Annotated in this window: 22 protein-coding genes; 15 read left to right on the forward strand and 7 right to left on the reverse strand. The window is 69.3% G+C overall.

The window, feature by feature from the left end; translation table 11 throughout:
- Nucleotides 1-192: 192 nt before the first annotated feature.
- The gene (locus FHU13_RS12230) at nucleotides 193-1,452 is read left to right on the forward strand and encodes an ATP-binding protein (RefSeq protein ID WP_183436150.1); all 1,260 of its coding nucleotides are present in this window, start codon (nucleotides 193-195) and stop codon (nucleotides 1,450-1,452) included.
- A 138-nt stretch (nucleotides 1,453-1,590) separates the two neighbouring features.
- Complete coding sequence (locus tag FHU13_RS12235) at nucleotides 1,591-1,953, forward strand: response regulator (RefSeq protein WP_183436151.1); 363 nt, start codon at nucleotides 1,591-1,593, stop codon at nucleotides 1,951-1,953.
- A 10-nt stretch (nucleotides 1,954-1,963) separates the two neighbouring features.
- On the opposite strand, the gene FHU13_RS12240 is transcribed toward FHU13_RS12235, so the two are convergent.
- Both FHU13_RS12240 and FHU13_RS12245 read right to left on the reverse strand, forming a co-directional pair.
- Nucleotides 1,964-3,595 (reverse strand): acyl-CoA synthetase, encoded by a 1,632-nt coding sequence (locus FHU13_RS12240; protein ID WP_183436152.1) that lies wholly within the window; start codon nucleotides 3,593-3,595, stop codon nucleotides 1,964-1,966.
- A gap of 142 nt (nucleotides 3,596-3,737) precedes the next feature.
- Nucleotides 3,738-3,932, reverse strand: coding sequence for a hypothetical protein (locus FHU13_RS12245; protein ID WP_003599068.1), 195 nt, complete (start codon nucleotides 3,930-3,932; stop codon nucleotides 3,738-3,740).
- A gap of 321 nt (nucleotides 3,933-4,253) precedes the next feature.
- On the opposite strand from FHU13_RS12245, the gene FHU13_RS12250 reads away from it, so the two are divergent.
- From FHU13_RS12250 to FHU13_RS12265, 4 genes are read left to right on the forward strand one after another with little or no spacing between them, the layout of a single operon-like run.
- Nucleotides 4,254-6,038, forward strand: coding sequence for a glycosyltransferase family 39 protein (locus tag FHU13_RS12250; protein WP_183436153.1), 1,785 nt, complete (start codon nucleotides 4,254-4,256; stop codon nucleotides 6,036-6,038).
- Entirely contained in the window at nucleotides 6,035-6,805 is a 771-nt protein-coding gene (locus FHU13_RS12255) for a glycosyltransferase family 2 protein (RefSeq protein WP_183436154.1), read from the forward strand. Before FHU13_RS12250 ends, FHU13_RS12255 begins: the two co-directional genes overlap by 4 nt.
- 4 nt (nucleotides 6,806-6,809) lie before the next feature.
- A complete protein-coding gene (locus FHU13_RS12260) occupies nucleotides 6,810-7,139 on the forward strand; it encodes a lipid-A-disaccharide synthase N-terminal domain-containing protein (protein WP_183436155.1) in 330 nt (109 codons plus the stop codon).
- Nucleotides 7,140-7,154: 15 nt separating this feature from the next.
- Entirely contained in the window at nucleotides 7,155-7,628 is a 474-nt protein-coding gene (locus FHU13_RS12265) for a DUF2721 domain-containing protein (RefSeq protein WP_183436156.1), read from the forward strand.
- Nucleotides 7,629-7,683: 55 nt separating this feature from the next.
- Here the strand turns inward: FHU13_RS12265 and FHU13_RS12270 are convergent, their stop codons facing one another.
- On the reverse strand, nucleotides 7,684-8,562 hold the full coding sequence (locus tag FHU13_RS12270) for an ATP-binding protein (protein WP_183436212.1): 879 nt from the start codon (nucleotides 8,560-8,562) through the stop codon (nucleotides 7,684-7,686).
- Nucleotides 8,563-8,797: 235 nt separating this feature from the next.
- Between FHU13_RS12270 and yajC the strand changes: the two genes are divergently transcribed.
- From yajC to FHU13_RS12295, 5 genes are all read left to right on the forward strand, one after another.
- Nucleotides 8,798-9,130 (forward strand): preprotein translocase subunit YajC, encoded by a 333-nt coding sequence (gene yajC, locus FHU13_RS12275; RefSeq protein ID WP_183436157.1) that lies wholly within the window; start codon nucleotides 8,798-8,800, stop codon nucleotides 9,128-9,130.
- A gap of 66 nt (nucleotides 9,131-9,196) precedes the next feature.
- Nucleotides 9,197-10,798 carry a protein translocase subunit SecD gene (secD, locus tag FHU13_RS12280; RefSeq protein ID WP_183436158.1) on the forward strand — a complete coding sequence of 534 codons (1,602 nt, stop codon included), beginning with the start codon at nucleotides 9,197-9,199 and terminating at the stop codon, nucleotides 10,796-10,798.
- 183 nt (nucleotides 10,799-10,981) lie between these two features.
- Nucleotides 10,982-11,926: a protein translocase subunit SecF gene (secF, locus tag FHU13_RS12285; RefSeq protein WP_183436159.1), complete on the forward strand. Its 945-nt coding sequence runs from the start codon at nucleotides 10,982-10,984 to the stop codon at nucleotides 11,924-11,926.
- 118 nt (nucleotides 11,927-12,044) lie between these two features.
- Nucleotides 12,045-12,443 carry an Mth938-like domain-containing protein gene (locus FHU13_RS12290; protein ID WP_183436160.1) on the forward strand — a complete coding sequence of 133 codons (399 nt, stop codon included), beginning with the start codon at nucleotides 12,045-12,047 and terminating at the stop codon, nucleotides 12,441-12,443.
- 28 nt (nucleotides 12,444-12,471) lie between these two features.
- Complete coding sequence (locus tag FHU13_RS12295) at nucleotides 12,472-13,368, forward strand: phytoene/squalene synthase family protein (RefSeq protein ID WP_183436161.1); 897 nt, start codon at nucleotides 12,472-12,474, stop codon at nucleotides 13,366-13,368.
- A gap of 58 nt (nucleotides 13,369-13,426) precedes the next feature.
- Here FHU13_RS12295 and FHU13_RS12300 read toward each other — a convergent pair whose 3' ends face one another.
- The gene (locus FHU13_RS12300; protein WP_183436162.1) at nucleotides 13,427-14,350 is read right to left on the reverse strand and encodes a manganese catalase family protein; all 924 of its coding nucleotides are present in this window, start codon (nucleotides 14,348-14,350) and stop codon (nucleotides 13,427-13,429) included.
- 300 nt (nucleotides 14,351-14,650) lie between these two features.
- Between FHU13_RS12300 and FHU13_RS12305 the strand changes: the two genes are divergently transcribed.
- Complete coding sequence (locus tag FHU13_RS12305; RefSeq protein WP_183436163.1) at nucleotides 14,651-16,390, forward strand: L-lactate permease; 1,740 nt, start codon at nucleotides 14,651-14,653, stop codon at nucleotides 16,388-16,390.
- A gap of 94 nt (nucleotides 16,391-16,484) precedes the next feature.
- Here the strand turns inward: FHU13_RS12305 and FHU13_RS12310 are convergent, their stop codons facing one another.
- Nucleotides 16,485-16,922, reverse strand: coding sequence for a DUF983 domain-containing protein (locus FHU13_RS12310; protein ID WP_183436164.1), 438 nt, complete (start codon nucleotides 16,920-16,922; stop codon nucleotides 16,485-16,487).
- 177 nt (nucleotides 16,923-17,099) lie between these two features.
- Between FHU13_RS12310 and FHU13_RS12315 the strand changes: the two genes are divergently transcribed.
- Entirely contained in the window at nucleotides 17,100-17,630 is a 531-nt protein-coding gene (locus FHU13_RS12315; protein WP_183436165.1) for a GNAT family N-acetyltransferase, read from the forward strand.
- A 181-nt stretch (nucleotides 17,631-17,811) separates the two neighbouring features.
- Complete coding sequence (locus tag FHU13_RS12320; protein WP_183436166.1) at nucleotides 17,812-18,543, forward strand: response regulator; 732 nt, start codon at nucleotides 17,812-17,814, stop codon at nucleotides 18,541-18,543.
- 11 nt (nucleotides 18,544-18,554) lie between these two features.
- Here the strand turns inward: FHU13_RS12320 and FHU13_RS12325 are convergent, their stop codons facing one another.
- The gene (locus FHU13_RS12325; protein ID WP_183436167.1) at nucleotides 18,555-19,427 is read right to left on the reverse strand and encodes a DMT family transporter; all 873 of its coding nucleotides are present in this window, start codon (nucleotides 19,425-19,427) and stop codon (nucleotides 18,555-18,557) included.
- Between the two features lie 113 nt (nucleotides 19,428-19,540).
- On the opposite strand from FHU13_RS12325, the gene FHU13_RS12330 reads away from it, so the two are divergent.
- Nucleotides 19,541-20,977 (forward strand): PLP-dependent aminotransferase family protein, encoded by a 1,437-nt coding sequence (locus FHU13_RS12330; RefSeq protein ID WP_183436168.1) that lies wholly within the window; start codon nucleotides 19,541-19,543, stop codon nucleotides 20,975-20,977.
- Nucleotides 20,978-21,007: 30 nt separating this feature from the next.
- On the opposite strand, the gene FHU13_RS12335 is transcribed toward FHU13_RS12330, so the two are convergent.
- Nucleotides 21,008-23,416, reverse strand: coding sequence for a response regulator (locus FHU13_RS12335; protein ID WP_183436169.1), 2,409 nt, complete (start codon nucleotides 23,414-23,416; stop codon nucleotides 21,008-21,010).
- Between the last annotated feature and the right edge of the window lie 2 nt (nucleotides 23,417-23,418).

Below are 23,418 nucleotides of genomic sequence, written 5' to 3' on the forward strand. Positions count from 1 at the left end.
CGCCCGCCCTCGAAAACCACCCCGTTTGATGAGCGAATAGGGTTAAGCAAGGCTTAACGTTTGGTGGTCGCGGGCGTCTCGCGTAGAGAATCGGCGTCAGGGGAGGCCGCGTTTGCCGGAACACCCGATTCATGTTGAGCGTGTGACCGTGCGGTCTGTAGGATCACGCGCAGGTGAGCCGGGGCCGAAGCAATGCTCGAACTTCTGCGGCGGCTGTGGGAGGTCGAGAACCTTTCGCCCCACGGCATTTGTCTCCTCTGGCGCCCGGAGCTGATCTGGACGCACGTCGTCTCCGACAGCCTGATCGCCTTCGCCTACTTCTCGATTCCCATCGGGCTGGCCTATTTCGTGTCCCGCCGCCGGGACGTGGTGTTCGGCTGGATGTTCTGGTCGTTCGCCGTGTTCATCACCGCTTGCGGCGCGACGCATCTCATGGCGATCTGGACACTCTGGGTGCCGGATTACGGGCTAGAGGCGGCGGTCAAGCTCTTCACGGGCGTCGCCTCCATCGGCACGTCGGTGGCGCTCTGGATCCTGATGCCGAAGGCGCTGACGCTGCCGTCGCCCACCCAGCTCCGCCAAGCCAACGAGGCGCTGCAGGCACGCATCCGGGAGCGCGACGCGGCGCTCGCGGCCCTGGAGGCCGCCGTCTCCGAGCGTCAGCGCACCGAAGAACTGCTGCGCCAGAGCCAGAAGATGGAAGCGATCGGGCAACTCACAGGGGGCGTGGCCCACGACTTCAACAATCTGCTCAACGTGGTGCTGCTCAACCTTGACCGGGTCGAGCGCGGCCTGCCGGAGGAGAGCCCCCTGCGCAAGCGCCTGCGCGATGCGGTGAAGGGCGCGGAGCGGGCGGCGACGATGACGCACAAGCTGCTGGCCTTCGCCCGCCGCCAGCCGCTCTCGCCGGTGAGCACCGACGTCAACGCGCAGATCGCCTCCTTCGCCGAGTTCCTGCGTGGGACGATCGGATCGCGGATCCGGCTCGAGACCGATCTCGCCCCGGAGCTGCCGCGGGTGAACATCGATCCCAACCAGCTCGAGAACGCGATTCTCAACCTCGCGGTCAACGCCCGCGACGCGATGCCGGAGGGCGGGACTCTCACCCTCGTCACCCGACCGCTGCCGGGGGGCGAGGGGCTCGCCCTCGAGGTATCGGACACCGGAACCGGAATGACGCCGGAGGTCGAGGCGCGGGCCTTCGAGCCGTTCTTCACCACGAAGCCGCTGGGGCAGGGGACGGGCCTGGGGCTCAGCCAAGTGTTCGGCTTCGCGCAGCAATCGGGCGGCAACGCCACCTTCGTGCGCGGCGACCGGCCCAGCACCACCGTACGCCTGTCCTTCCCGGCACAGATGCCGGCCGCGAATCGCCCGGCGTCGATGCGCTCGGACCCGGCCGCCGAGCCCGGCTTCGCACCGCCGCTGCTGCCGCCGGTGGCGGTCGCGGGTTAGCCCATCGTCCCGAAAGGCGGAGGCGGCCTTTCGGGACGATGGGCTAGGGAGGTCTTCGCGGTTTCCGGCGCCTTCTGTGCTCACTCAGGGCGCGCGGGGACTTTCAGGGCAACGAGAAGAAGGAGGGAGAGGGGAGGGATGACGGACAAGCGGACGGTGCTCGTCGTCGAGGACGAAGAGATGCTGCTCAACGCCGTGACCATGGAGTTCGAGGATGCCGGCTTCGCCGTGCTCAGCGCGGGCACCGCGGAGGAGGCCTACGGCCTGCTCCAGGGGGCCGAGCGGGTCGATCTCCTGTTCACCGACATCCGCCTGCCGGGCCAGCTCGACGGCTGGGACCTCGCCGAGCGCGCCCGCCTCCTCCATCCGGCCCTGCCGGTGATCTACGTGACCGGCTACAGCGCCGAGCAGCCCCGGCAGGTGAGCGAGAGCGTGCTGGTGATGAAGCCCTACCGCATGACGGCGATCATGAGCGCCGCGCAGCAATTGGGGGTGGAGTGAAGCGGTCGGCTCACTCTTCTCGCGCCTTTTCTCTCAACAAAAACTTCTGCACCTTGCCCGTCGAAGTCTTGGGCAGCTCCCCGAACACCACGTGGCGCGGCAGCTTGTAGGGAGCGAGGCGCTCGCGGCACCATGCGACCAACTCCTCGGGCGTGACCTCCTGCCCCTGCTTCAGCTCGACGAAGGCGCAGGGCGTCTCGCCCCACTTCATGTCGGGCTTGGCGACCACGGCGGCGGCCGCGACCGAGGGGTGCTTGAACAGGGCGTCCTCCACCTCGATCGAGGAGATGTTCTCGCCCCCTGAGATGATGATGTCCTTCGAACGGTCTTTCAGCTGGATGTAGCCGTCGGGATGCTTCACCCCGAGATCGCCGGAGCGGAACCAGCCGCCCTTGAAGGCGGCCTCGGTCGAGACCGGGTTCTTCAGGTAGCCGCGCATCACCACGTTGCCGCGGAACATCACCTCGCCGAGGCTCTCGCCGTCGGCGGGCAGCGATTCCATCGTCTCGGGGTCGCGCACGTCGAGCCCTTCCAGCACGGGGTAGCGCACGCCCTGGCGGGCCTTCTTCCGCGCGCGCTCATCCGTGGGCAGCGCGTCCCACTCCTCGTGCCACGCATTCACCACCGCCGGGCCGTAGGTCTCGGTCAGGCCGTAGAGGTGGGTGACGTCGAAGCCGGCCTCGCCCATGGCGGCGAGCACCGCCTCAGGCGGCGGCGCGGCGGCAGTGAGGAAGTGAACCCGGCGGGGGAGGGGGCGCTTCTGCGCCTCGGGGGCGTTCAGCAGCGTCGACATCACGATCGGCGCCCCCGACAGGTGGGTGACGTTGTGCTCGGCGAGTGCCGCGTACATCGCCGGCGCCCGCACCTGCCGCAGGCAGACATGGGTGCCGGCGACGATCGAAAGGGTCCAGGGAAAGCACCAGCCGTTGCAGTGGAACATCGGCAGGGTCCAGAGATAGACCGCGTGCTGCGGCAGCCCGGCGGTGATGACATTGCCGAGCGAGAGCAGGGCCGCACCGCGGTGGTGATAGACCACGCCCTTCGGATCGCCGGTGGTGCCGGAGGTGTAGTTCAGCGAGATCGCGTCCCACTCGTCCGCCGGCATCGCCCAGTCGAAGTCGGGATCGCCCACGGCGAGGAATTCCTCGTAATCGGTCTCGCCGACGGAGGCGCTGTCTCCGGAGAATTCCGGATCGTCGTAGTCGATGACGAGGGGCGAGACCCCGGCCCGGTCGAGTGCCTCACGACCGATCCGCGCGAACTCGCGATCGACGATGAAGACCTTGGCCTCGCCGTGGTCGAGGCAGAAGGCCAGAGCCGCCGCGTCGAGGCGCGTGTTGAGGGTGTTGAGCACCGCCCCCGTCATCGGCACGCCGTAGTGGCACTCGATCATCGCCGGCGTGTTGGCGAGCAGCACCGCCACGGTGTCGCCGCGGCCGATGCCGCGGGCGGCCAGCGCCGCGGCGAGGCGGCGGCATCGGGCGTACAGCTCGGCATAGGAGCAGCGCAGCGGACCGTGGATCACCGCGACCCGGTCCGGGAAGGTGCGGGCGGCGCGGTCGAGATAGGTCAGCGGCGTGAGCGGCTGATAGTTCGCAGGGTTGCGGTCGAGATCCCGATCGTAAATCGTTGCACGCGCCATACCCTCGCCTCCCGTTTCAGGAGGAGATTAGCCGAGCCTGACAAGCGATCAACGGCATGGAAAAGGCTCCGCGGGCGAATGCCCGGGAGCCTTGTCGGTCAGGTTCGAGAGATCTGAGGCGAGAGCGGCCGAAAAGGACCGATCAACGCTCCCGGCCGCTGAGGAGCTTTTCCAGAGCGGCGAGCCCGCTACGCTCGGCGGCTTCTTCCGTGGTCTGCACCCGGTCGGCGCGCTGGAAGAGCTTGCCGTTCCGGCGGATGGCCCAGGTGAAGTGCCCGGCGGGGCGCTCGCAGGCTTCGATTTCGAGGGTGTAGGGATTTGCGCTGTTGTTTGCCATGATCGGGATATAGGGTCGCCTACCGGGGCCGGCTACCCACTCGGCGCATGGTTGCCTTGCTTTTTGCAGGAAGGATCGCGTCCGGCGAGGCTTTGCCGGGGGAGGCCGGCATGGTCGCGTGGGTGGCGTCGCGCGAGAGGCGTGACCGCATTTGACAATCCCGGCGGGATCACCGACACGGCGCCCCGGCCGGATGCGGGCCGTCCACCGGCCGTCACCGTTCCGCCCGCCCGAGCCGCCGATGTCCATCCTCTCCCGCCCGAGCCAGACCGTGCCGAAAGCGGGCCGCCTCCGCCGCAGCGTCTGCCCAAGCTTCTGCCTATGACGAGCCTCAGCGTCGGCCCGTCCGCAGCGCCGCGGACGGATCTTGTCCGGCCCCTTGCCGGCGCGCTGAACCTTGCGGACCGGGTGCTGTCCTTCGGAGCGGCGAGCCATGTCCGGGCCGGCTTGCTGCTCCTGCTGATCGGGCTCGCGAGCTTCCTGCCGGGCCTCGCCTCGCTCCAGCCGATGGACCGCGACGAGCCGCGTTTCGCCCAGGCGTCCAAGCAGATGCTGGAGACGGGCGATCTCGTCGATATCCGCTTCCAGGCCGAGGCGCGCCACAAGAAGCCGGTCGGGATCTACTGGGCGCAAGCCGCCGCCGTCGCGGCCGGCGAGGCATTCGGCGTGCCGCGGGCGCGCACGCAGATCGGGCTCTACCGGATCCCCTCGCTCGTCGGTGCGCTGGCGGCGATCCTGCTGACCTACTGGGCGGCCCTCGCCCTCCTCGACCGGCGCCGGGCGCTGCTGGCCGCCGCCCTGTTCGGCGCCTGCATCATGCTCTCGGCGGAAGCGCGGCTGGCCAAGACCGACGCGCTGCTCACCGCCTGTTCGGTCGCCGCCTTCGGCGCGCTCGCCCGCGCTTGGCTCGGGCGCGCCCGGCTGGAGCGGCGCCGCGGCCCGGCCTCGCTCGGGACGGCTCTGGTCTTCTGGCTCGGAATCGCCCTCGGCATCCTCGTGAAGGGGCCGATGGTGCCGCTCTTCGCCGGGCTCGCCGCTCTCGTCCTGTGCCTGCGCGAGGGTTCGGCCCGCTGGCTGCTCGACCTGCGCCCGCGCCTGGGACTCCTCATCACCCTCGTCGTCGTGGCGCCCTGGTTCCTGGCGATCGCCTGGAAGAGCGGCGGCGCCTTCTTCGGCGAGGCGGTGGGGCGCGACATGCTCGGCAAGGTCGGCTCCGGCGCCGAGAAGCATTGGGGGCCGCCCGGCGCTTACGCGCTCGCCTTCTTCGCTACCTTCTGGCCCGGCGCCGCCTTCGCTGTACTCAGCATTCCCTTCGCCTGGGCCCGGCGGGGCGAGGAGGCGGTGGCACTGCTGCTGGCCTGGATCGTGCCGATGTGGCTGATCTTCGAGGCGGTGCCGACCAAGCTGCCGCACTACGTCCTGCCCCTGATGCCGGCGGTAGCGATCCTCACCGTGCTGGCGCTGTCGCGCGGCGCGCTCGATCCGCGCCGACCGGGGGCGCGCTGGGTGGCGGGTCTGGTCGTGCTGATCCCGGCAGGGCTGACGCTGGGCCTGAGCCTCGCCGCGTGGCGGCTCGACCACGTGCTGCCTCTGGCCGCCCTGCCATTGCTTCTCGCCGCCTGCGCCCTTGCCGGCCTCGCCTGGGCCGCCTTCGCCCGCGGGGTGGGGCAAGGGGCAGGGGAGGGTGCTCTTGCGCTCGGCGTCGCCGCCTCGGTTGTGCTGTCGGGCGCCGTGTTCGGCCTGACTCAGCCAGTGCTGCAGAGCCTCAAGGTCTCGCCGCGGCTCGCCGCGATCCGCGATGCCCTGCCCTGCCAGGCCCCGCTTGTGGGAAGCCTCGGGCTTCGCGAGCCGAGCCTCGTCTTCACCATCGGCACGGATCTGGCCATGCTGAATTCCGGCGCGGAGGCCGCCGCCTTCCTGCGCCAAGGGGGCAGCGAAGGCGGCTGCCGCCTCGTGCTGGTCGAGGACCGGTTCGCCGCCGAGTTCGCCGCCGCGGAAGGCGGGCAGCCGCTCAGCCCCGCCGGCCGGGTCACGGGCTTCAACATCAACGGAGGCAAGCCGGTCGGGGTCTCCGCCTACGCCGCGCTGCCGGGCGCCGCACCATGAGCACGACGATTGTTTCCGAGCCGCCGCGCCTCAGCGTGGTGGTGCCGGTGAAGAACGAGGCCGGCAACATCGAGGCCTTGGTGGCCGAGATCGGCCATGCCTGCCAGAATCTCGCGCCCTTCGAGGTCATCTACGTTGATGACGGATCGACCGACGCGACGCTGGCCACCCTCCGCAGCCTGCAGGCCGAGCATTCGTGGCTGCGGGTGGTGCGCCACGACCGCAGCGGCGGCCAGAGCGGGGCGGTGCGCAGCGGCGTGCAGCGCGCTCGCGCCGCCGTCATCGCGACGCTCGACGGCGACGGCCAGAACGACCCGTCCTTCATCCCCGTGCTCTACGCCGCCCTTGAGCAGGGGGGGGCGACGGTCGGCTTGGCCCAGGGCCAGCGGATCGGCCGCAAGGGCGCCTGGAAGCAGTTCCAGTCGAGGATCGCCAACGGCGTGCGGGGAAAGATCCTGAAGGATGCCACCCGCGATACCGGTTGCGGGCTCAAGGTCTTCCGCCGCGACGTCTATCTCGCGCTGCCCTATTTCGATGCGCTCCACCGCTTCATGCCGGCGCTCGTCACCCGCGAGGGGTTCGGCGTGGTCCACCGCGACGTGGTCGATCGGCCGCGCTTCACCGGCCGCTCGAATTACGGGATGTTCGACCGGCTCTGGGTCGGCATCCTCGATCTCGCCGGCGTGTGGTGGCTGATCCGGCGGCGGCGCCCGGCTCCGCGGGCCGAGGACGTGCCCGAGGACCTGCCGCACAGCGAGACCCGATGATCCCATGCTGATCCAGCTCGCCGAGGACCTCCCGGCCTACTTCTACGACGTGTTCGTCACCCGCTTCGATTTCTGGCTGGTGTTCGGCATCGGGGCGCAGCTCGTGTTCGGCTCGCGCTTCATCCTGCAATGGATCGCCAGCGAGCGGGCGGGCAAGAGCGTGATGCCGCTCTCGTTCTGGTTCCTGTCGATCCTCGGCGGGCTGATGACGCTGGTCTACGGCTTCGTGCGCCGCGAGCCGGTCATCATCATCGGCCAGGGACTCTCGACCGTCATCTACCTGCGCAACCTCGCCCTGATCTTTCGCGAACGGCGCCGCCCTCGGAAGGTTTGAGGCGGGCTCGACGGCATGTTCCCGACAGGTTCGGAGGCGGGCGATCCCGAGAGCATCGCCCACATCATCCAGGTGGCGCTTGCCCCCGCCTTCCTGCTCTCCGCGCTCGCGACCCTGCTCAATGTGTTCTCGACCCGCCTCGGCCGCGTCGCTGACAAGGTCGATGCGCTCTCGGCCACCCTGCCCGGCGCGGACGGAGAGGCGCGGGCGACGCTGGCCCGCCGCCTCGCCTACCTGCGGCGGCGCTCGCTCCTGCTCGATCTCGCCGTGGTGCTGGCGAGCCTCGGCGGTGTGATGACGGGGGCTGCCGTGCTGACCCTGTTCGTCGGCGCGCTCAGGGACGCCTCCGCAGCCTCCGTGCTGTTCGCCTGCTTCGGCCTCGCGCTCGCCTGCACCATCCTGGCGATCCTGGCCTTCCTGGCCGAGATTCTTCTGGCCGGCCGGGGCATACGGCTGGAAGTCGAGCGCAAGCAGGATCGGGCGGGATAAGAGGGGCCGCCTCGCCGCCGTCATCGCGAGCGGATGCGACCAGCCGCCCACAACGCTATCCGTCGAGCCGCTGCCCGAGCCGTCCGGCGAGGTCCTGGATGAACTGGAACGCCGTGCGCCCCGAGCGCGAGCCGCGGGTGGTGGCCCATTCGAGCGCCTCGGCCCGCACTCGGTCCGGCTCCACCTTCAGGCCGTAGCGCTCCACGTAGGCGCGGATCATCGCCAGATATTCGTCCTGGCTGCATTTGTGGAAGCCGAGCCACAGGCCGAAGCGGTCGGAGAGCGAGACCTTCTCCTCCACCGCCTCGCCGGGATTGATCGCCGTGGAGCGCTCGTTCTCCACCATCTCGCGGGCGAGCAGGTGGCGCCGGTTCGAGGTGGCGTAGAACAGGACGTTGCCGGGCCGCCCCTCGATGCCGCCATCGAGCGCGGTCTTGAGCGACTTGTAGGACGTATCGTCGGCGTCGAACGAGAGGTCGTCGCAGAACACCAGCCAGCGATGGGGGTCGTTCCGAAGCAGGCTCATCAGTTCGGGCAGCGCCTCGATGTCCTCGCGGTGGATCTCCACTAGCTTCATCGGCAGGCCTCCCTCCGGCCGGCGGGCGTTGATCTCGGCATGGGCCGCCTTGACCAGCGAGGACTTGCCCATGCCGCGCGCGCCCCAGAGCAGCGCGTTGTTGGCAGGCAAGCCGCGGGCGAAGCGCTCGGTGTTCTCGACCAGGGTGTCGCGGGCGCGGTCGATGCCGGTGAGGATGCCGATCTCGACGCGGTTTACCCGCAGCACCGGGATCAGCCGGCGCTCGGGCCCCCAAAGGAAGGCGTCGGCGGCGCTCGTGTCCACCTTCGGGATGGCGGGCGGCGCGGCGCGCTCCAGGGCTGCGGCGATCCGCTCCAGGAGCGGGAGAAGGTCAGCGGGCGTCGGCTCTGCGGCCATCATGGGCGCTCCGGTTGCGGGAGGAGGGCGGCGGCCCTCGTTGAGGTGGCGCCTTTTAGGCCGAGGGCGGACGAAAGGGGAATCGCGGCGGTGCGGCCCCGGATGCATCGCACCGCCGTTGCTTTCGAGTCGCCCGCCGCTATAGTCCGCGCGCTTTTCGGCAGGCTCGTCGTCGCAAGGCTCCGGCGTCGCCGGGCCTCACGGGCCGCATGCCCTCGATCAGGAGTGTTCGGCGTTGATCACCCCCGCCTTCGCGCAAGGAGCCGGTGCCGGAAGCGGCGCGGACGTCGCGTTGCAATTCGTGCCCTTCGTTCTGATCTTCGTGATCATGTATTTCCTGATCCTGCGCCCGCAGCAGCGCCGGCTCAAGGATCATCAGAGCATGGTCAAGAACGTCCGCCGCGAGGACACCATCGTGACCACGGGCGGCCTCATCGGCCGTGTCACGAAGGTCGCGGACGATGCCTCCGAGATCGAGGTCGAGATCGCCCCGAACGTGCGCGTCAAGGTGGTGCGCTCGATGATCTCCGAGGTTCGCGTCAAGGGCGCCCCGGTCAAGGCCTCCTGAGGCGCCACACGCGCGTGCCGGTCGTGACCGTCCGGTACCCATGACAAAAAAGTCGGAACCGGGCGGATGCTGCGCTTCTCGAGAACAAAGATCGTCGCGACGCTCGCCGTCATCCTGATCGGCCTCAGCCTCGCGGTGCCGAGCTTCATCCCGGCCGACAGCCGCAAGGCCTTCATGGCCTCGCTGCCGTCGTGGTTCCCGAGCTGGATCATCCCGCAACGGGCGATCGTGCTCGGCCTCGATCTTCAGGGCGGCTCGCAGATCCTGCTGGAGATCGACCAGCCCGATCTCGTCCGCTCGATGGTCACGGGCCTGCGCGACGACGTGCGCCGCATCCTGCGCGAGGCTTCCGTCTCGCCCGAGGGCGGCATCCGCGTGATCAACCGCGGCGTGGAACTGCGCATCCCCGATGCGGCGGCCCGTGCCAAGGTGATGCCGAAGCTGCGCGAACTCGCCCAGCCGATCAACAATCCGCTGGCCGCCGGCGGCCAGACCCTGACGGTCAACGAGGCCGAGAACGGCGCGATCCAGCTCGTCCTCACCGATGCCGGCATCAACGACCGCACGCGGCGGGCCGTCAGCCAAGCGATCGAGGTCGTGCGCAAGCGCATCGATTTCGGCGGCACCAAGGAGCCGTCGATCCAGCAGCAGGGCGCCGACCGCATCCTCGTCCAGGTGCCGGGCCTGCAGAACCCGCAGGAGCTGGAGGATCAGCTCGGCAAGACCGCCAAGCTCGAATTCCGCATGCTGGCCGACTCGCCGTCGGGCGACGTCGACATGCTGCCTTCGAAGGACGAGGGCGGCGCCAAGGTGCCGGTCGAGCGCCGCGTCATGGCCGATGGCAGCGATCTCACCGACGCGCAGCCCGCCTTCGACCCGCAGACCCATGAGCCGATGGTCAGCTTCAAGTTCAACCTGCGCGGCGCCCAGCGCTTCGGTCAGGCGACCTCGGAGAATGTCGGCCGCCGGATGGCGATCGTGCTCGACGGGGTGATCCAGTCGGCCCCCGTGATCCGCTCGGCGATCACCGGCGGCTCGGGCCAGATCACCGGCAACTTCACCGTCAAGGACGCCAACGACCTCTCGGTGCTGCTGCGGGCGGGCGCGCTGCCGGCCAAGCTCACCGTGGTCGAGCGCCGCGTCGTCGGCCCCGGCCTCGGCCGCGACTCGATCGAGGCCGGCAAGATGGCGACCCTGGTCGCCGCCGGGCTCGTCATCGCCTTCATGTTCGCGACCTACGGCACCTTCGGCTTCATCGCCAACATCGCGCTGATCGTCCATGTCGGCCTGATCCTGGGCCTGATGTCGGTGCTGGAGGCGACGATGACGCTCCCCGGCATCGCCGGCATCGTGCTCACCATCGGCACCGCGGTCGACTCGAACGTGCTGATCTACGAGCGCATGCGCGAGGAGGCCCGGTCCGGCCGCTCCCTGGTCTCGGCGCTTCAGGCCGGCTTCGACCGGGCGTTCGCCACCATCATCGACTCGAACTCGACCATGGCGATCGCTGCCCTGCTCCTGTTCTTCATGGGCTCGGGTCCGGTGAAGGGCTTCGCCGTGGTGTTCATCCTCGGCATCCTCACCACCGTCATCACGGCCGTGACGCTGACGCGCATGATGATCGCGGTGTGGTACAACTGGTTCCGGCCCAAGGCCCTGCCGTTCTGACGAACCCCGTTCGGGGACCGGAGTGCCTCACGAAACTCCCGGTCACCGACCAGTTTCTCCCCGGGCGCGACGGCGCGGCGGGAGTTTCGTGAGAGACACTCCGCGGCCCGTTTGACCCGGGCCGCGCTACCGCTTCGTAAGGCTCACGGCCCGCGTGCCGGCCTTCATGATCCGAGACCGACCATGCGCCTGCTCCGCCTCTGGCCCGATGAATCGCATTTCGACTTCATGCGGTTCCGGCGCGTCACCTTCCCGCTCTCGGCGGTGATGTCGGTCGTGACCCTCCTGCTGTTCATCACCGTCGGGCTCAATTTCGGCATCGACTTCAAGGGCGGAACCCTGGTCGAGCTTCAGGCCAAGGCCGGCCAGACAGCGGACGTCGCCGAGATCCGCCATACCGCCAACGGCTTCGGCTTCGGCGAGACCGAGGTGCAGGAACTCGGCGGCCAGGGACAGGTGCTCGTGCGCTTCCCGCTGCAGCCCGGCGAGCAGGGGCAGACCGCGGTGATGCAGAAGGCGCACGCCGCCTTCGACGCCCAGTATGATTTTCGCCGCACGGAAACGGTCGGTCCGCGCGTGTCGGGCGAGCTGGTGCAGTCCGGTACGATCGGCGTCGTGCTCTCGGTGCTCGCCGTTCTGCTCTACCTGTGGTTCCGCTTCGAGCGGGAGCTGGCGCTCGGCGCCATCGTCGGCACCCTGCACGACATCGTGCTGACGGTGGGCGTGTTCATCATCACCCGCATCGAGTTCAACATGACCTCGATCGCGGCGATCCTGACCATCGTCGGCTACTCGCTCAACGAGACGGTGGTGGTGTTCGACCGGACCCGCGAGCTGATGCGCCGCTACAAGACCATTCCGGTGGTGGAACTCCTCAACCTCTCGATCAACTCCACCATGTCGCGCACGGTGATGACCTCGCTCTCCACCACCCTGTCGCTCGTGGCACTGGTGCTGTTCGGCGGCGAGGCGATCAAGGGCTTTGCCGTGGTGATGCTCTGCGGCGTGGTGATCTGCACCTACTCGGCGATCTTCGTCTCGACGCCCGCGCTGATCTATATCGGTCTGCGCCTGTCGGGCTCGAAGGCGTCGCAGCGCGAGGCAGGCCTGCCGCAGGCGGCCGAGTAAGGCGCGGCGTGCGGCGAGGCGCGGAACACCGATCCGGGACGTTTTTCGCCGCCGCGACGGTTGAGAGTGGCGCCTGCGCGTCCGACATCGTCCGATATGGGATGGGGGGAGACGCGGCGTGAGCGAGGGACGGATTCCGGGTCAGATCCACGATGGCTTCCTGCCCGGCCGACACGGCATCGACGCCTACGGCAATGGCGGCTTCCGCTTCGGGCAGATGTCCCATCGTGGCTCGATTCTGCTCCTGCCCTCCGGCGTGCGGGCCTGGGATGTGAGCGAGCCGGCCGCCATCGACGGGGCGAGCCTTGCCGCCGTCCTCGCCGAGGCCGAAGGGATCGAGCTGCTTCTCATCGGCACGGGCGCCGACATCGTCTTCCTGCCCGAGTCCCTGCGCCAGCGCCTCAAGGCCGCAGGCATCGGCCTCGACACCATGCAGACGGGGGCGGCGGCGCGCACCTACAACATCCTGATGGCCGAGAACCGCAAGGTCGCGGCTGCGCTGATCGCCGTCACGTGAATTCCGAACGCCGCATGAGCCCCGCTCCATGACGCGCCCCGAAACCCGAACCGAGACGAGCCCGGAGGCCGGCAACGGTGGGCTCGCCTTTGCCTTCCGGCACTGCGAGGAGCTGGTGCGCGAGGGCGATCCGGACCGCTACTTCGCCGCGCTGTTCGCGCCCGCCGCCTTCCGCCCGCACCTGTTCGCGCTCGCCGCCTTCAGCCTGACCATCGCCCGCGTCCGCGAGGCGGCCTCGAACCCGATGGCCGGGGAGATCCGCCTGCAATGGTGGCGCGACGCGCTCCAGGGCGAGGCGCGGGGCGACGTGCGGGCCAATCCCGTCGCCGCAGCGCTGGAGGATGCGATCGTGACGCGCCGTCTCGGACGCCAACCCTTCGTGGACCTGATCGATGCCCGCGTCTTCGATCTCTACGACGACCCGATGCCCAGGGTGAACGATTTGGAGGGTTATTGCGGCGAGACCGCCTCCGCGCTGATCCGCCTCTCCGGACTCGTGCTCGCCGAGGGGGCCGAGCCTGGCGGCGCGGCGGCGTCCGGCCATGCCGGCGTCGCCTACGGCATCACCGGCCTGCTGCGGGCGCTGCCCTGGCACGCACGCCAGGGGCAGGTGTACCTGCCGGGCGACCTGCTGCGACAGAACGGGGTCACCCGCGAAGACATCGTCTCGGGCCGTGGCGGACCGGGACTGGTGCGCACCTGCGTCGAGCTGCGGGCACTGGCCCGCCGCCATCTCGCCGCCTGCGAGGCGGCCCGCGCCACCATCGCCCCTGCCGCCCGGCCCGCCTTCCTGCCGACGGCCCTGGTCGAGCCTTATCTCGCGGCGATGGAGCGTCCCGGCTACGACCCGCTCAACAGCGTGATCGAGATCGCCCGCTGGCGCCGCCTGTGGCGGCTGTGGCGGGCGGCACGTATGGGGCGATAGAAGAACGGTCTGGCTTCAGGTGCCCCTCCCCAGCTGGGGAGGAGCGTCATGCGCGACCTCAGCGCGCCTTCTTCGTCAGCTTCTGCGCGATCTCGAACATCTCTTCCGGCGCGTAGTCCGGTGCGAAGGCCGAGGGGATCCCGGTGAGCTGGTGGATCTTACCGCCGTCGGGCATGCCCTCCACGACCTCCAGCTCACCCGGCGGATCGCCCGGCAGCGCGTGCTCGCCGCTGTTCCAGATTCCGGCGATGTCGCGATAATCGTTCGGGCTCCAGGTATAGAGCCGGCGGTGTGAACCCTCCTGCAGGTACTTCTGGGACTCGGGGATCTTGTCGAGGTTGATGTTCGGGGTCGGCAGGAACTTGTCGAGATCGACGCCGGTGATCTGCTTCAGCGCCAGTGCGTAGGCATGCGCGTGGACCGAGCCGCGCACGAGAAGATAGCCGCAGACCTCGCGTCCCGTCGGATCGGACAGGGTCTCGTAGACCCGCAGCTTGTGCAGCCGCGCACCGCATTCGAGATGGAAGTTGTGCAGAAGGTCGACCACAACGTTGCCCGTCGAGGTGATGAAATCGTTGTTCCAAGAGGCGCCGTTGCTGTTGATCGGCGCTGAGCCGCCGCCGTTCGAGAGGAAGGCCGCGGCGAGGCGGATGTCCTTCATGTCCTCGAAGGGCGCGCCCGAGATGTCGCCCCCGTCCGTTGTATCGCCGTCGTTGTCGGGGCCGTTGTTGAGCATGGCGACGCCGTTGCTCACGAGCTCGACGTGACCGAGCTCCTCCGCCGTGATGCTGGCGACGAGGCTGTAGAACGGCTTGAGCTTGTCCTTGCTGCGGAAGTTGAAGCTCTGGAACATGTAGTTCCCGAGCGTGGACATCTCGCCGTACTTGCCGCCGAGCAATTCCTGCAGCGCGGCGGCCGCGTTCGGATCCCTGCGTTTCGGGGCGGGAAGCTCGGCCTGTAACTTGTCGACGCGCATGAACATGGGAGGAAGTTCCTCTCGCTGCGTTCGGGATCACCCGGGGGCTTCCTGCGAGAACGGGACTATCCCAGCCCAGTTCCTGGCTTCGCCCGAACAATCTCACACCTCGATGTGAGAAGATGCGCTGTGGTGCGTCCGTGGCCCGTCACCGCGCGGTGCCAAAAAAGTGTCACCCGGCCAACATCGATCGGGACACGGAATGAATACATGATCACGTCCGTTGAGCGGGCTTGGCGGCTCTGCTAGCACCCTTTGCCAGAAGGTCCCGGCGCAAGATCGGGACATGGGAGGAGGGCAAGGCCCGTGACACCCTGGAATCAGGTCTACGATCCATTCGGGAACCAGTGGCTCTCGACCTTCATGGCGTCGCTGCCGGTCATCGCCCTGCTCGGCATGATCGCGAGCGGCAAGATCAAGGTGCACATCGCCGCCGTCCTTGCGCTCATCGTCGCCTTTCTCGTGGCCGTGGTCGCCTTCGGCATGCCGACGGATCTGGCCGTCCGCGCAACGATCCTCGGCATGGTCACGGGCATGTTCCCGATCGGCTGGATCATCCTCAACGTGATCTTCCTCTACCGCCTGACGGTGGAGAAGGGCTGGTTCGCCATCCTTCAACAATCGGTGGCCGGGATCACCGAGGACCGGCGCATCCAGCTCCTGCTGGTGGCCTTCGCCTTCGGCGCCTTCTTCGAGGGAGCGGGCGGCTTCGGCACCCCTGTGGCCGTCACCGGCGCCATCCTGATCGGTCTGGGCTTCTCGCCGCTGGCGGCCTCCGGCCTCTCGCTCATCGCCAACACGGCCCCCGTGGCCTACGGCGCGCTCGGCGCTCCGGTGCAGGGCCTGGCCTCGGTGACGGGCTACGATCCCTACGTGCTCGGCGCGATGATCGGCCGTCAGCTGCCGTTCTTCTCGGTGATCGTGCCGTTCTGGCTGATCTGGGTGTTCGCGGGCTTCCGCGGCATGATCGCGATCTGGCCGCCGATCGCGGTCTGCGGCATCTCGTTTGCCGCGGCGCAGTTCCTGATCTCGAACTACATCAACCCCTGGATCGTCGATATCGGCGCCTCGCTCGTCTCGATGGCCGCCCTCGTCGCTTTCCTGAAGGTCTGGCGCCCGGCCCAGATCTGGTCCTCGCCCGCGCTGCGCGGTCACGACCCGTCGATCGGCTACGGTGAGCCGCGTCCGGCCTCCCTCGGCGCGGGCGTCCCCGGCGACCTACCCAAGGTGCATGTCGGCGGCCGCACCGCCTCGTCGAGCGAGATCCTCATGGCCTGGGTGCCGTGGATCATCCTCTCGATCATCGTGGCGATCTGGGGCACCGGCTGGTTCAAGGGGATCGTCAACCCGATCTTCTCGTGGAAGTACGAGGTGCCGGGCCTGCACAACATGATCATGAAGGTGCCGCCGGTCGAGGCTGCGCCGAAGGCCGAGGCCGCGATCTTCAACTTCACCTACATGTCCTACACCGGCACGGGCGTGCTGTTCGCCGCGATCATCTCCGGCCTGATCATGCGCTTCTCGCCGGTGCGTCTCGTCACCGCGTATTTCGAGACGATCTGGGTGCTGCGCTACTCGCTCATCACCATCGCCGCGATGCTCGCGCTCGGCGTGCTCACCCGCTACGCCGGCGTCGACGCCACGCTCGGCCTCGCATTTGCCGGCACGGGCATCCTCTACCCGTTCTTCGGCACGCTGCTGGGTTGGCTCGGTGTCGCGCTCACGGGCTCGGACACGGCTTCGAACGTGCTGTTCGGCGGCCTGCAGCGGATCACCTCCGAGCAACTCGGACTGTCGGGCATCCTGATGGCCTCGGCGAATTCGTCGGGTGGCGTGATGGGCAAGATGATCGACGCCCAGTCGATCGTCGTGGCCTCGACGGCGACGGGTTATTTCGGCCAGGAGAGTAAGATCCTGCGCTTCGTGTTCTGGCACTCGATCGTGCTGGCCTGCCTCGTCGGCGGCCTCGTGATGCTCCAGGCCTACGTCTACCCGTTCACCGAGATGGTGATCCATCCGGCCGCCACGGCGCCCGCTGCGCACTGACGACCGGCTCGAAGACGGCACGACAAAGCCCGCCCCGATCTCTCGGGGCGGGCTTTTCGATTCCCGTCGGCCTTTCGGGCCGGCCTCGGCGGGGTCAGGGTCGGCCGGGCGCGTCCGGCTTCACCGTCGCCGCGGACGCCGCGGCCGGGCGTGCGAGCCGTCCCTCCTCGGCCCGGTGGACGTATTGGCTCGCCACCAGCCAGCCCTTGAAAAAGCGCAGGGGGAGGGTGCAGGTGATCAGGACCACCGGGAGCGTCAGGACGAAGTGGAGCCAGAGCGGCGGGTCGTAGGTCAGTTCCAGCCACAGGCCGAAGGCGACCGCCGGAATCGCCGTCGTCATCATCACGAAGAAGGCCGGTCCGTCCGCCGGATCGGCGAAGGAGAAGTCGAGCCCGCACACGTCGCAGCGCGGGGCGAGGTTCAGGAACCCCTTGAACAGGTGGCCCCGGCCACAGCGTGGGCAGGCGCTGCGCGCGGCGACGGAGAGCGGTGCCTGAGGCTCGTAGCGGGTTTCGTCACGGATGTCGGTCATCACAAGCTCCTGACGGGGCAACCGGCGCCCATCGCGATGGTTCGCGCGGCCGGCCCGCAGGCCACCCATGCGGGACCGGCCGGATTTTTTCGAGCCGAGATTTTTTCGGACGCGCGGGATTAAACGGCTGCATCGGCGCGTTCTCCCTTTCTACGCGCGCCACATCATTCCCCGAACATGTTCTTCCGCCGCGTTCGCCGTGACAGCCTGATTGACCTGCCCGGTCTCGAGACCGGGCGCCTGACGATTGCGCCGCTCGGCGCGGGGGACGCGCGGGCCCTGTGCACGCTGACCAACGACCCGGCGATCACCGGCGCGGTCGATTTCCTCGCCACTCCCTTCACCCTCGCGGATGCCGAGGCGCTGATCGCCTCCGGCCGACACGGCCGCGATCGCTTTCTCGGGGCCTGGAGCCGCGAGGAGGCGGCTCCGCTCGTCGGCGTCGTCGGCGCGCATCTGCGAGGAGAAGGAGCCGTCGAGATCGGCTACTGGATCGGCGGTGCCGCCCGCGGGCGCGGCTTCGGGACGGAGGCGGTCTCCGCCATCGTCGGCCTGCTGCGCCGCCGGTTTCCGCGCCGGGCGATCGTGGCCGAGTGCCGACCCGGCAACGTCGCCTCCTGGGGGCTGCTGCACAAGCTCGGCTTTCGCGAGACCGGCTCGGAGGGACACCGTCCCGGTCGCCGCCAACTCGTCCTCGAAGCGGCGTGACGCCGTACCCATCGAGGTTTCGAAAGGACAAGTCCTTTCGCGGGTCCAGGGCAGAGCCCCGGTCGGGCGAAGCCGGAACGGCTCGGATTGGACGAAAGGTCGGGAAGCGGCCGCGCCCGAAATGCCTTATGACAACCGGGAAGGGACCGCAGGCCGGCCCCGCCGGAAGGCATGACCCGCGATGACGGCCACCGCAGCATCGGATTTCGGACCGGACCCGGGGGATGCCGGGGACACGCCCGCCCTGGCGGGTGAGGGCGCCCTGCGCCTCCTCCTCGTCGACGATCACCCGCTCTTCCGCGAGGCGCTGGCGAGCGCCATCGCCCTGGCCTTTCCAAAGGCGGAGCTGCACGAGGCCGACGGTATCCGCGCGGCCTGCGAGATCCTGGGGCAAAACCCCGCCATCGACCTGACCCTGCTCGACCTCTCGATGCAGGGCGTGACCGGGTTCGAGGGGCTCATCGCGATCCGCAGGCGCTTCCCCCGCGTGCCGATTCTGATCGTCTCCGGCGTCACCGAGCCGCGCATCATGCAGGAGGCCCTGCGCCACGGCGCGGCGGGCTTCGTACCGAAGGCCGTCGACAAGGCGACCCTGACCCGGGCGATCTCCGAGGTGCTCGGCGGCGCCCTGTTCATGCCGCCCGATCTTGCCGCGGCCCCGGCGCCGGCGCGGGGCGGCGACAAGGCGCCGGTCGCCGAGCGGGTCGCCCGCCTGACCCCGCAACAGATGCGGGTGCTCGGCATGATCCGCCAGGGCAAACTCAACAAGCAGATCGCCTATGAGTTGCAGGTCGGGGACTCGACGGTGAAGGCCCACGTCTCCGAGATCCTGCGCAAGCTCGAAGTCATCAGCCGCACCCAGATCGTGATCGAGACCGCCTATCTCGACTTCGATCAGACGGTCGGCTTCTGAGGAGATCGCCGTCAGGCGAAGCGTTTGGCGGCGACGACGCAGAGCACCACTCCGGCGGCGACCGCGACCATCATGCCCTCGACGGGCTCGTGCAGCAGGAGGCCGGCCAGCGCGAGGCCGAAGAAGGGCTGGAGCAGCTGCAATTGCCCGACGCCGGCGATGCCGCCGAGCGCCAGCCCGCGATACCAGAATACGAAGCCGACCAGCATGCTGAAGACCGACACGTAGCCGAGCCCCGCCCAGGCCGGCAGGCCGATCCCGCGCCAAGTATCGGGCAGCGTGGCGAGCGCCAGCGCGGCCATGACGGGGGCGGCCAGCAGGAGGGCCCAGGAGATGACCTGCCAGCCGCCGAGCCGGCGCGACAGGTAGGCTCCCTCGGCATAGCCGAGGCCGCACAGCAGGATCGCGCCCAGCATCAGCCCGTCGCCCGTCGGGTCGGCACCGCCGCCCTGCGCCAGGGCGAAGCCCGCGACCAGCAGGCTGCCTGCGCCCGAGAACAGCCAGAAGGCGGGTTTCGGTCTGTCATTGGCGCGCAGCAGACCGAACAGGGCGGTGGCGAGCGGCAGCAGGCCGATGAAGACGATGGAACGGGCCGACGTGATGTGCCGCAGGGCCAGTGCCGTGAGCAGGGGAAAGCCGGCCACCACGCCGAGCGCCACCACCGCCAACGGCCCGAGATCGCCCCGCGTCGGTCGCCTCTGCCGCAGCAGGGCCAGGAGCGCGGCACCGAGCCCGGCGGCGATCACGGCGCGCGAGGCGGTGAGGAAGAGCGGCGTGAAGCCGCCGACCGCGGCCCGCGTCGCCGGCAGCGACCCGCTGAAGATGATCACACCGAGGAGGCCATGGCCCCAACCCTCCCAGGATTTTTTGCGCGTTCGCTGCATCGTCCATCCTCGAAGCTGGCGCGAGGATAGGGCGGTGGGCTCTGGCGGTGAAAGGCACGGTCCCGTACGGTTTCGGCCGAACTGTATGGCTCTTCTCGCCCGCACGGCCGATGATGCGTGACACGACGGAGGAGGCGGGCGGCCGCACCGGGGTGGTGATGGCGGCGATCCGCCAGAGGCTCGCGGCGCGGAGCTTGGCCCCGGGGGAGCGGCTGCCCTCGATCCGCCGCTTCGCCGCGACCATGGGCGTCTCGCCCTCGACCGTGGTCGAGGCCTACGACCGGCTGGCGGCGGAGGGGCTGATCCGGGCCCGGCCGGGCTCCGGCTTCTACGTCTCGGGCGCCGTGTCGCCGCTGGCACTCACCGAGGCGGAGCCGCGCCGGGAACGGGCGATCGATCCGCTCTGGGTCTCGCGCCAGTCGCTCGATGCGGGGCCGGACATGCTCAAGCCGGGCTGCGGCTGGCTTCCGGCCGAGTGGATGCCGAACGCGGCGATCCGCCGGGCGGTGCGCGGCCTCGCGCAGGCCGGGGATGCGGTGCTGACCGATTACGGCGCCACCCGCGGCGCGCTGTCCCTGCGCCGTCACCTCGTGCGCCGGTCGGCGGGGGAGGGGATCGAACTGGGCGCGGACCAGTTGCTGCTCACCGCCTCGGGCACGCAGGCCATCGACCTGATCGGCCGCCTCCTCCTGCGGCCCGGCGACACGGTGCTGGTGGACGATCCCTGCTACTTCAATTTCCAGGCCCTGCTGCGCGTGCACGCGGTCCGGATCGTCGGCGTGCCCTACACGCCGACGGGACCCGACCTCGCGGCCTTCGCCGCGGCGCTGACGGAGCATCGCCCGCGCCTCTACGTCACCAATTCGGCGCTCCACAACCCGACCGGCGCGACGCTCTCGCCGCAGACCGCCCACCGGCTGCTGACGCTTGCGGCGGCGCACGACCTCACCATCGTCGAGGACGACATCTTCGCCGATCTGGAGCCCGAACCCTCGCCCCGGCTCGCCGCCCTCGACGGCCTCACCCGCGTCATCCGCATCGGCAGCTTCTCGAAGACGCTGTCGGCCTCGATCCGCTGCGGCTTCATCGCCGCGCGCGCCGACTGGATCGAGGCCGTGGTCGATCTCCAGGTGGCGACGAGCTTCGGCGGCCCGAGCCCGGTCGCCGCCGAGCTGATCGCCGGCACGCTCGCTGACGGCAGCTACCGCAAGCATCTGGACGCCTTGCGCCGCCGCCTGTCGCGGGCACGCCGGGAAGCCACCGACCGACTTGGCTCGCTCGGCATCGCACCCTGGATCGTGCCGCGCGGCGGCTTCACCCTCTGGTGCCGCCTGCCCGACGGGCACGACGCCGCAGCCCTGGCCCGCGCCGGTTTGGCGGCAGGTCTGGTGCTGGCCCCCGGCAACGTCTTCAGCGTCTCGCAGACGGCCGGCGGCTTCATGCGCTTCAACGTGGCGCAGATGACCGATCCGCGGGTCTACGAGGGGCTGGCGCGGGCGATGGAGGAGGCGGGGGCAAGAGTCGATCTCCCATCCACGCCCTCACCCTGAGGCGGTGGGTTGGAAGAGCGAAGCAAAACCCTACGGCGGCAGCTTGTCGATCAAGCGCTGGATCTGGCCCGGCAGCGGCGTGCCGTCCTGCCGGGCGTAGAGGTCGCGCAATTGCCGGCCGATCTCGGACAGGCTCATCGAGCCCTTCATGATCAGCCGGTCGGCCTGGGCGCCCAGGCTCTCCTTCTCCTCGCTCGTGATCTCCTTGGCGGTGAGCACCACCACGGGGATGCTGTCGCCGTCCGGGCGCCCGCGCAGCGCCCGCAGGAAGGCGAAGCCGTCCATCACCGGCATCATCAGGTCGAGCAGGATCAGGCTTGGGCGCTCCGTGTCGAGGCTCTCCAGGGCCTCGGCGCCGTTCTCGGCCTCGCGCACCTGCCAGCCGTCGCGCTGGAGCGTGCGGCGCACCCGCTCACGGGCATCCGCATCGTCGTCGACCACGAGCACGCTGCCCTCGTGGTCGACGGGGCGGTAGCGCTCCATCGCGTCCTTGAGCGCGCCCCAATCGATCGGCTTGACCATGTAGTCGGTGGCGCCGAGCACGTGGGCGAGGCTGAACTCGTTGACGACGCTGGTGATGATGACCGGCGTCTCGGCGATCTCGGGATCGGTGCGGATCGCGTGCAGCACCGCCCAGCCGTCCATGCGCGGCATCTCGATATCGAGCAGGATCGCCCGCGGCTTCAACGCCCGGGCCAGCGTCAGCCCGGCACGCCCGTCATTGGCGGTGCGCACGCGGAACCCCTCGCGTTCGAGGAAGCGCTGGAGCAGATCGCGGGCGGCCGGGTCGTCGTCGACAAGCAGCACCACGTCGTGCAGGTGCGCCTCGCCTTCGGTGATCTCCTGGACGCGGGCGGCGACGCTCTCGGCCTCGACCTCTTCCTCGCGGGCGTCGATCTCGGCCGGCAGGCGGATCGTGAAGGTCGCGCCCTCGCCGAAGGTGCTCTCCACGCTGATCGTACCGCCCATGCGCTCGACGAAGGCGCGGGTGATCGCGAGCCCGAGGCCGGTGCCGCCGAACTGGCGCGTGGTCGATTCATCGGCCTGGGAGAAGCGCTCGAACAGTCGGCCGATCTGCTCCTCGGTCAGGCCGATGCCGGTATCCGAGACGGCAAAGCTCATCCAGTCGGCCCCGTCCTTTCCGAAACGTCGCACCGAGAGGACGATCTCTCCGTCCTCGGAGAACTTGGCCGCGTTGCCAATCAGGTTGATCAGCGACTGGCGCAGCTTCAACTGATCCTGGTGCATCGCGCCGAGGTCGATCTTCGGATTGCCCTCGACGTCGAGTCGGAAGTGGTTGCGCTTCTTCGTGATCAGGCTCTGCGTCGCGGCGCCGACGTCCTCGATCAGCGTCGCAACGTCGAAGGTCTCCGCGGCCAGCGTCAGCCGCCCGGCCTCGATCTTCGAGATGTCGAGCACGTCGTTGATGAGCCCGAGCAGGTGGCGGGCGGCCGCCTCGATCTTGCGCAGGTCCGGCAGCAACTCGGCCTTGCCCAGATCCTCCAGCTCCTCGCCGAGCATCTCGGAATAGCCGATCACCGCCGAGAGCGGGGTGCGCAGCTCGTGGCTCATGTTGGCCAGAAACTGGCTCTTGGCGAGGTTAGCCGCCTCGGCTGCCGCCCGCGCCCGTTCGATCTCGGCCTCGGCTTCCTTCCGGGCCGTGATGTCGATGTTGAGCCCGACCCACTCGCGGATGGAGCCGTCCTCGGCGAGCACCGGCACGCCGCGCACCTCCATGTCGCGCCAGACCTCGTCGTGGCGGCGCAGGCGGTATTCGACCTCGAACACCTTCACCGTTCCGACGCATTCCGCCCAGACCTCGGCCACACGGGCTCGGTCGTCGGGATGGATCGCGTCGATCCAGCCCCAGCCCTGGTAGGCCTCGTCACTCTGGCCGGTATAGGCGGCCCAGCGCGGCTGGGGCGGCATCAGCTCCCCTTGCGCGGTCGTGCTCCAGATCACCGCAGCGGAGGCGTCCACCAGCGCCCGGAAGCGCTGCTCGGAATGGCCCAGGGCGTCTTGTGCGAGGCGCGTCTCGGTGACGTCGGTGTTGGTGCCGTACCAGCGCACGACGACGCCGTCCGCATTGCGGACCGGCTCGGCCATCGACAGGAACCAGCGGTACCCGCCGTCCTTGCCGCGCAGGGGGAAGGTGTCCTGCCACGACTCGCCCGCCGCGATGCACGCGGAAAAGCGCGCCGCGACGCGCTCGAGATGATCAGGATGGTGCAGCTTGCGCCAACCGTGATCGGCCATCTCAGCTGGCGTGGTGCCGGTGTAGTCGTACCAGCGGCGATTGTACCAGACGAGGTTGCCGTCGGCCTCGGCGATCCAGGCGAGCTGCGGCAGCGCGTCGGCAAGGTTGCGGAAATCCGCCATGGTCGGCCCGGTGGCCGGCACCTTCCCGTCCTGTACGGTCACGGTGATGTCTCCCGTCATGG

The sequence above is a fragment of the Methylobacterium sp. R2-1 genome, from assembly GCF_014191355.1.
Classification (GTDB): Bacteria; Pseudomonadota; Alphaproteobacteria; order Rhizobiales; family Beijerinckiaceae; genus Methylobacterium.

Bases quoted from the DNA above. Each gene is read 5' to 3' on its own strand.
- FHU13_RS12230 (WP_183436150.1), top strand. From the start codon at position 193: ATGCTCGAACTTCTGCGGCGGCTGTGGGAGGTCGAGAACCTTTCGCCC.
- FHU13_RS12235 (WP_183436151.1), top strand. From the start codon at position 1,591: ATGACGGACAAGCGGACGGTGCTCGTCGTCGAGGACGAAGAGATGCTG.
- FHU13_RS12240 (WP_183436152.1), bottom strand. From the start codon at position 3,595: ATGGCGCGTGCAACGATTTACGATCGGGATCTCGACCGCAACCCTGCG.
- FHU13_RS12245 (WP_003599068.1), bottom strand. From the start codon at position 3,932: ATGGCAAACAACAGCGCAAATCCCTACACCCTCGAAATCGAAGCCTGC.
- FHU13_RS12250 (WP_183436153.1), top strand. From the start codon at position 4,254: ATGACGAGCCTCAGCGTCGGCCCGTCCGCAGCGCCGCGGACGGATCTT.
- FHU13_RS12255 (WP_183436154.1), top strand. From the start codon at position 6,035: ATGAGCACGACGATTGTTTCCGAGCCGCCGCGCCTCAGCGTGGTGGTG.
- FHU13_RS12260 (WP_183436155.1), top strand. From the start codon at position 6,810: ATGCTGATCCAGCTCGCCGAGGACCTCCCGGCCTACTTCTACGACGTG.
- FHU13_RS12265 (WP_183436156.1), top strand. From the start codon at position 7,155: ATGTTCCCGACAGGTTCGGAGGCGGGCGATCCCGAGAGCATCGCCCAC.
- FHU13_RS12270 (WP_183436212.1), bottom strand. From the start codon at position 8,562: ATGGCCGCAGAGCCGACGCCCGCTGACCTTCTCCCGCTCCTGGAGCGG.
- secD (WP_183436158.1), top strand. From the start codon at position 9,197: ATGCTGCGCTTCTCGAGAACAAAGATCGTCGCGACGCTCGCCGTCATC.
- secF (WP_183436159.1), top strand. From the start codon at position 10,982: ATGCGCCTGCTCCGCCTCTGGCCCGATGAATCGCATTTCGACTTCATG.
- FHU13_RS12295 (WP_183436161.1), top strand. From the start codon at position 12,472: ATGACGCGCCCCGAAACCCGAACCGAGACGAGCCCGGAGGCCGGCAAC.
- FHU13_RS12300 (WP_183436162.1), bottom strand. From the start codon at position 14,350: ATGTTCATGCGCGTCGACAAGTTACAGGCCGAGCTTCCCGCCCCGAAA.
- FHU13_RS12310 (WP_183436164.1), bottom strand. From the start codon at position 16,922: ATGACCGACATCCGTGACGAAACCCGCTACGAGCCTCAGGCACCGCTC.
- FHU13_RS12315 (WP_183436165.1), top strand. From the start codon at position 17,100: ATGTTCTTCCGCCGCGTTCGCCGTGACAGCCTGATTGACCTGCCCGGT.
- FHU13_RS12320 (WP_183436166.1), top strand. From the start codon at position 17,812: ATGACGGCCACCGCAGCATCGGATTTCGGACCGGACCCGGGGGATGCC.
- FHU13_RS12325 (WP_183436167.1), bottom strand. From the start codon at position 19,427: ATGCAGCGAACGCGCAAAAAATCCTGGGAGGGTTGGGGCCATGGCCTC.
- FHU13_RS12330 (WP_183436168.1), top strand. From the start codon at position 19,541: ATGCGTGACACGACGGAGGAGGCGGGCGGCCGCACCGGGGTGGTGATG.
- FHU13_RS12335 (WP_183436169.1), bottom strand. From the start codon at position 23,416: ATGACGGGAGACATCACCGTGACCGTACAGGACGGGAAGGTGCCGGCC.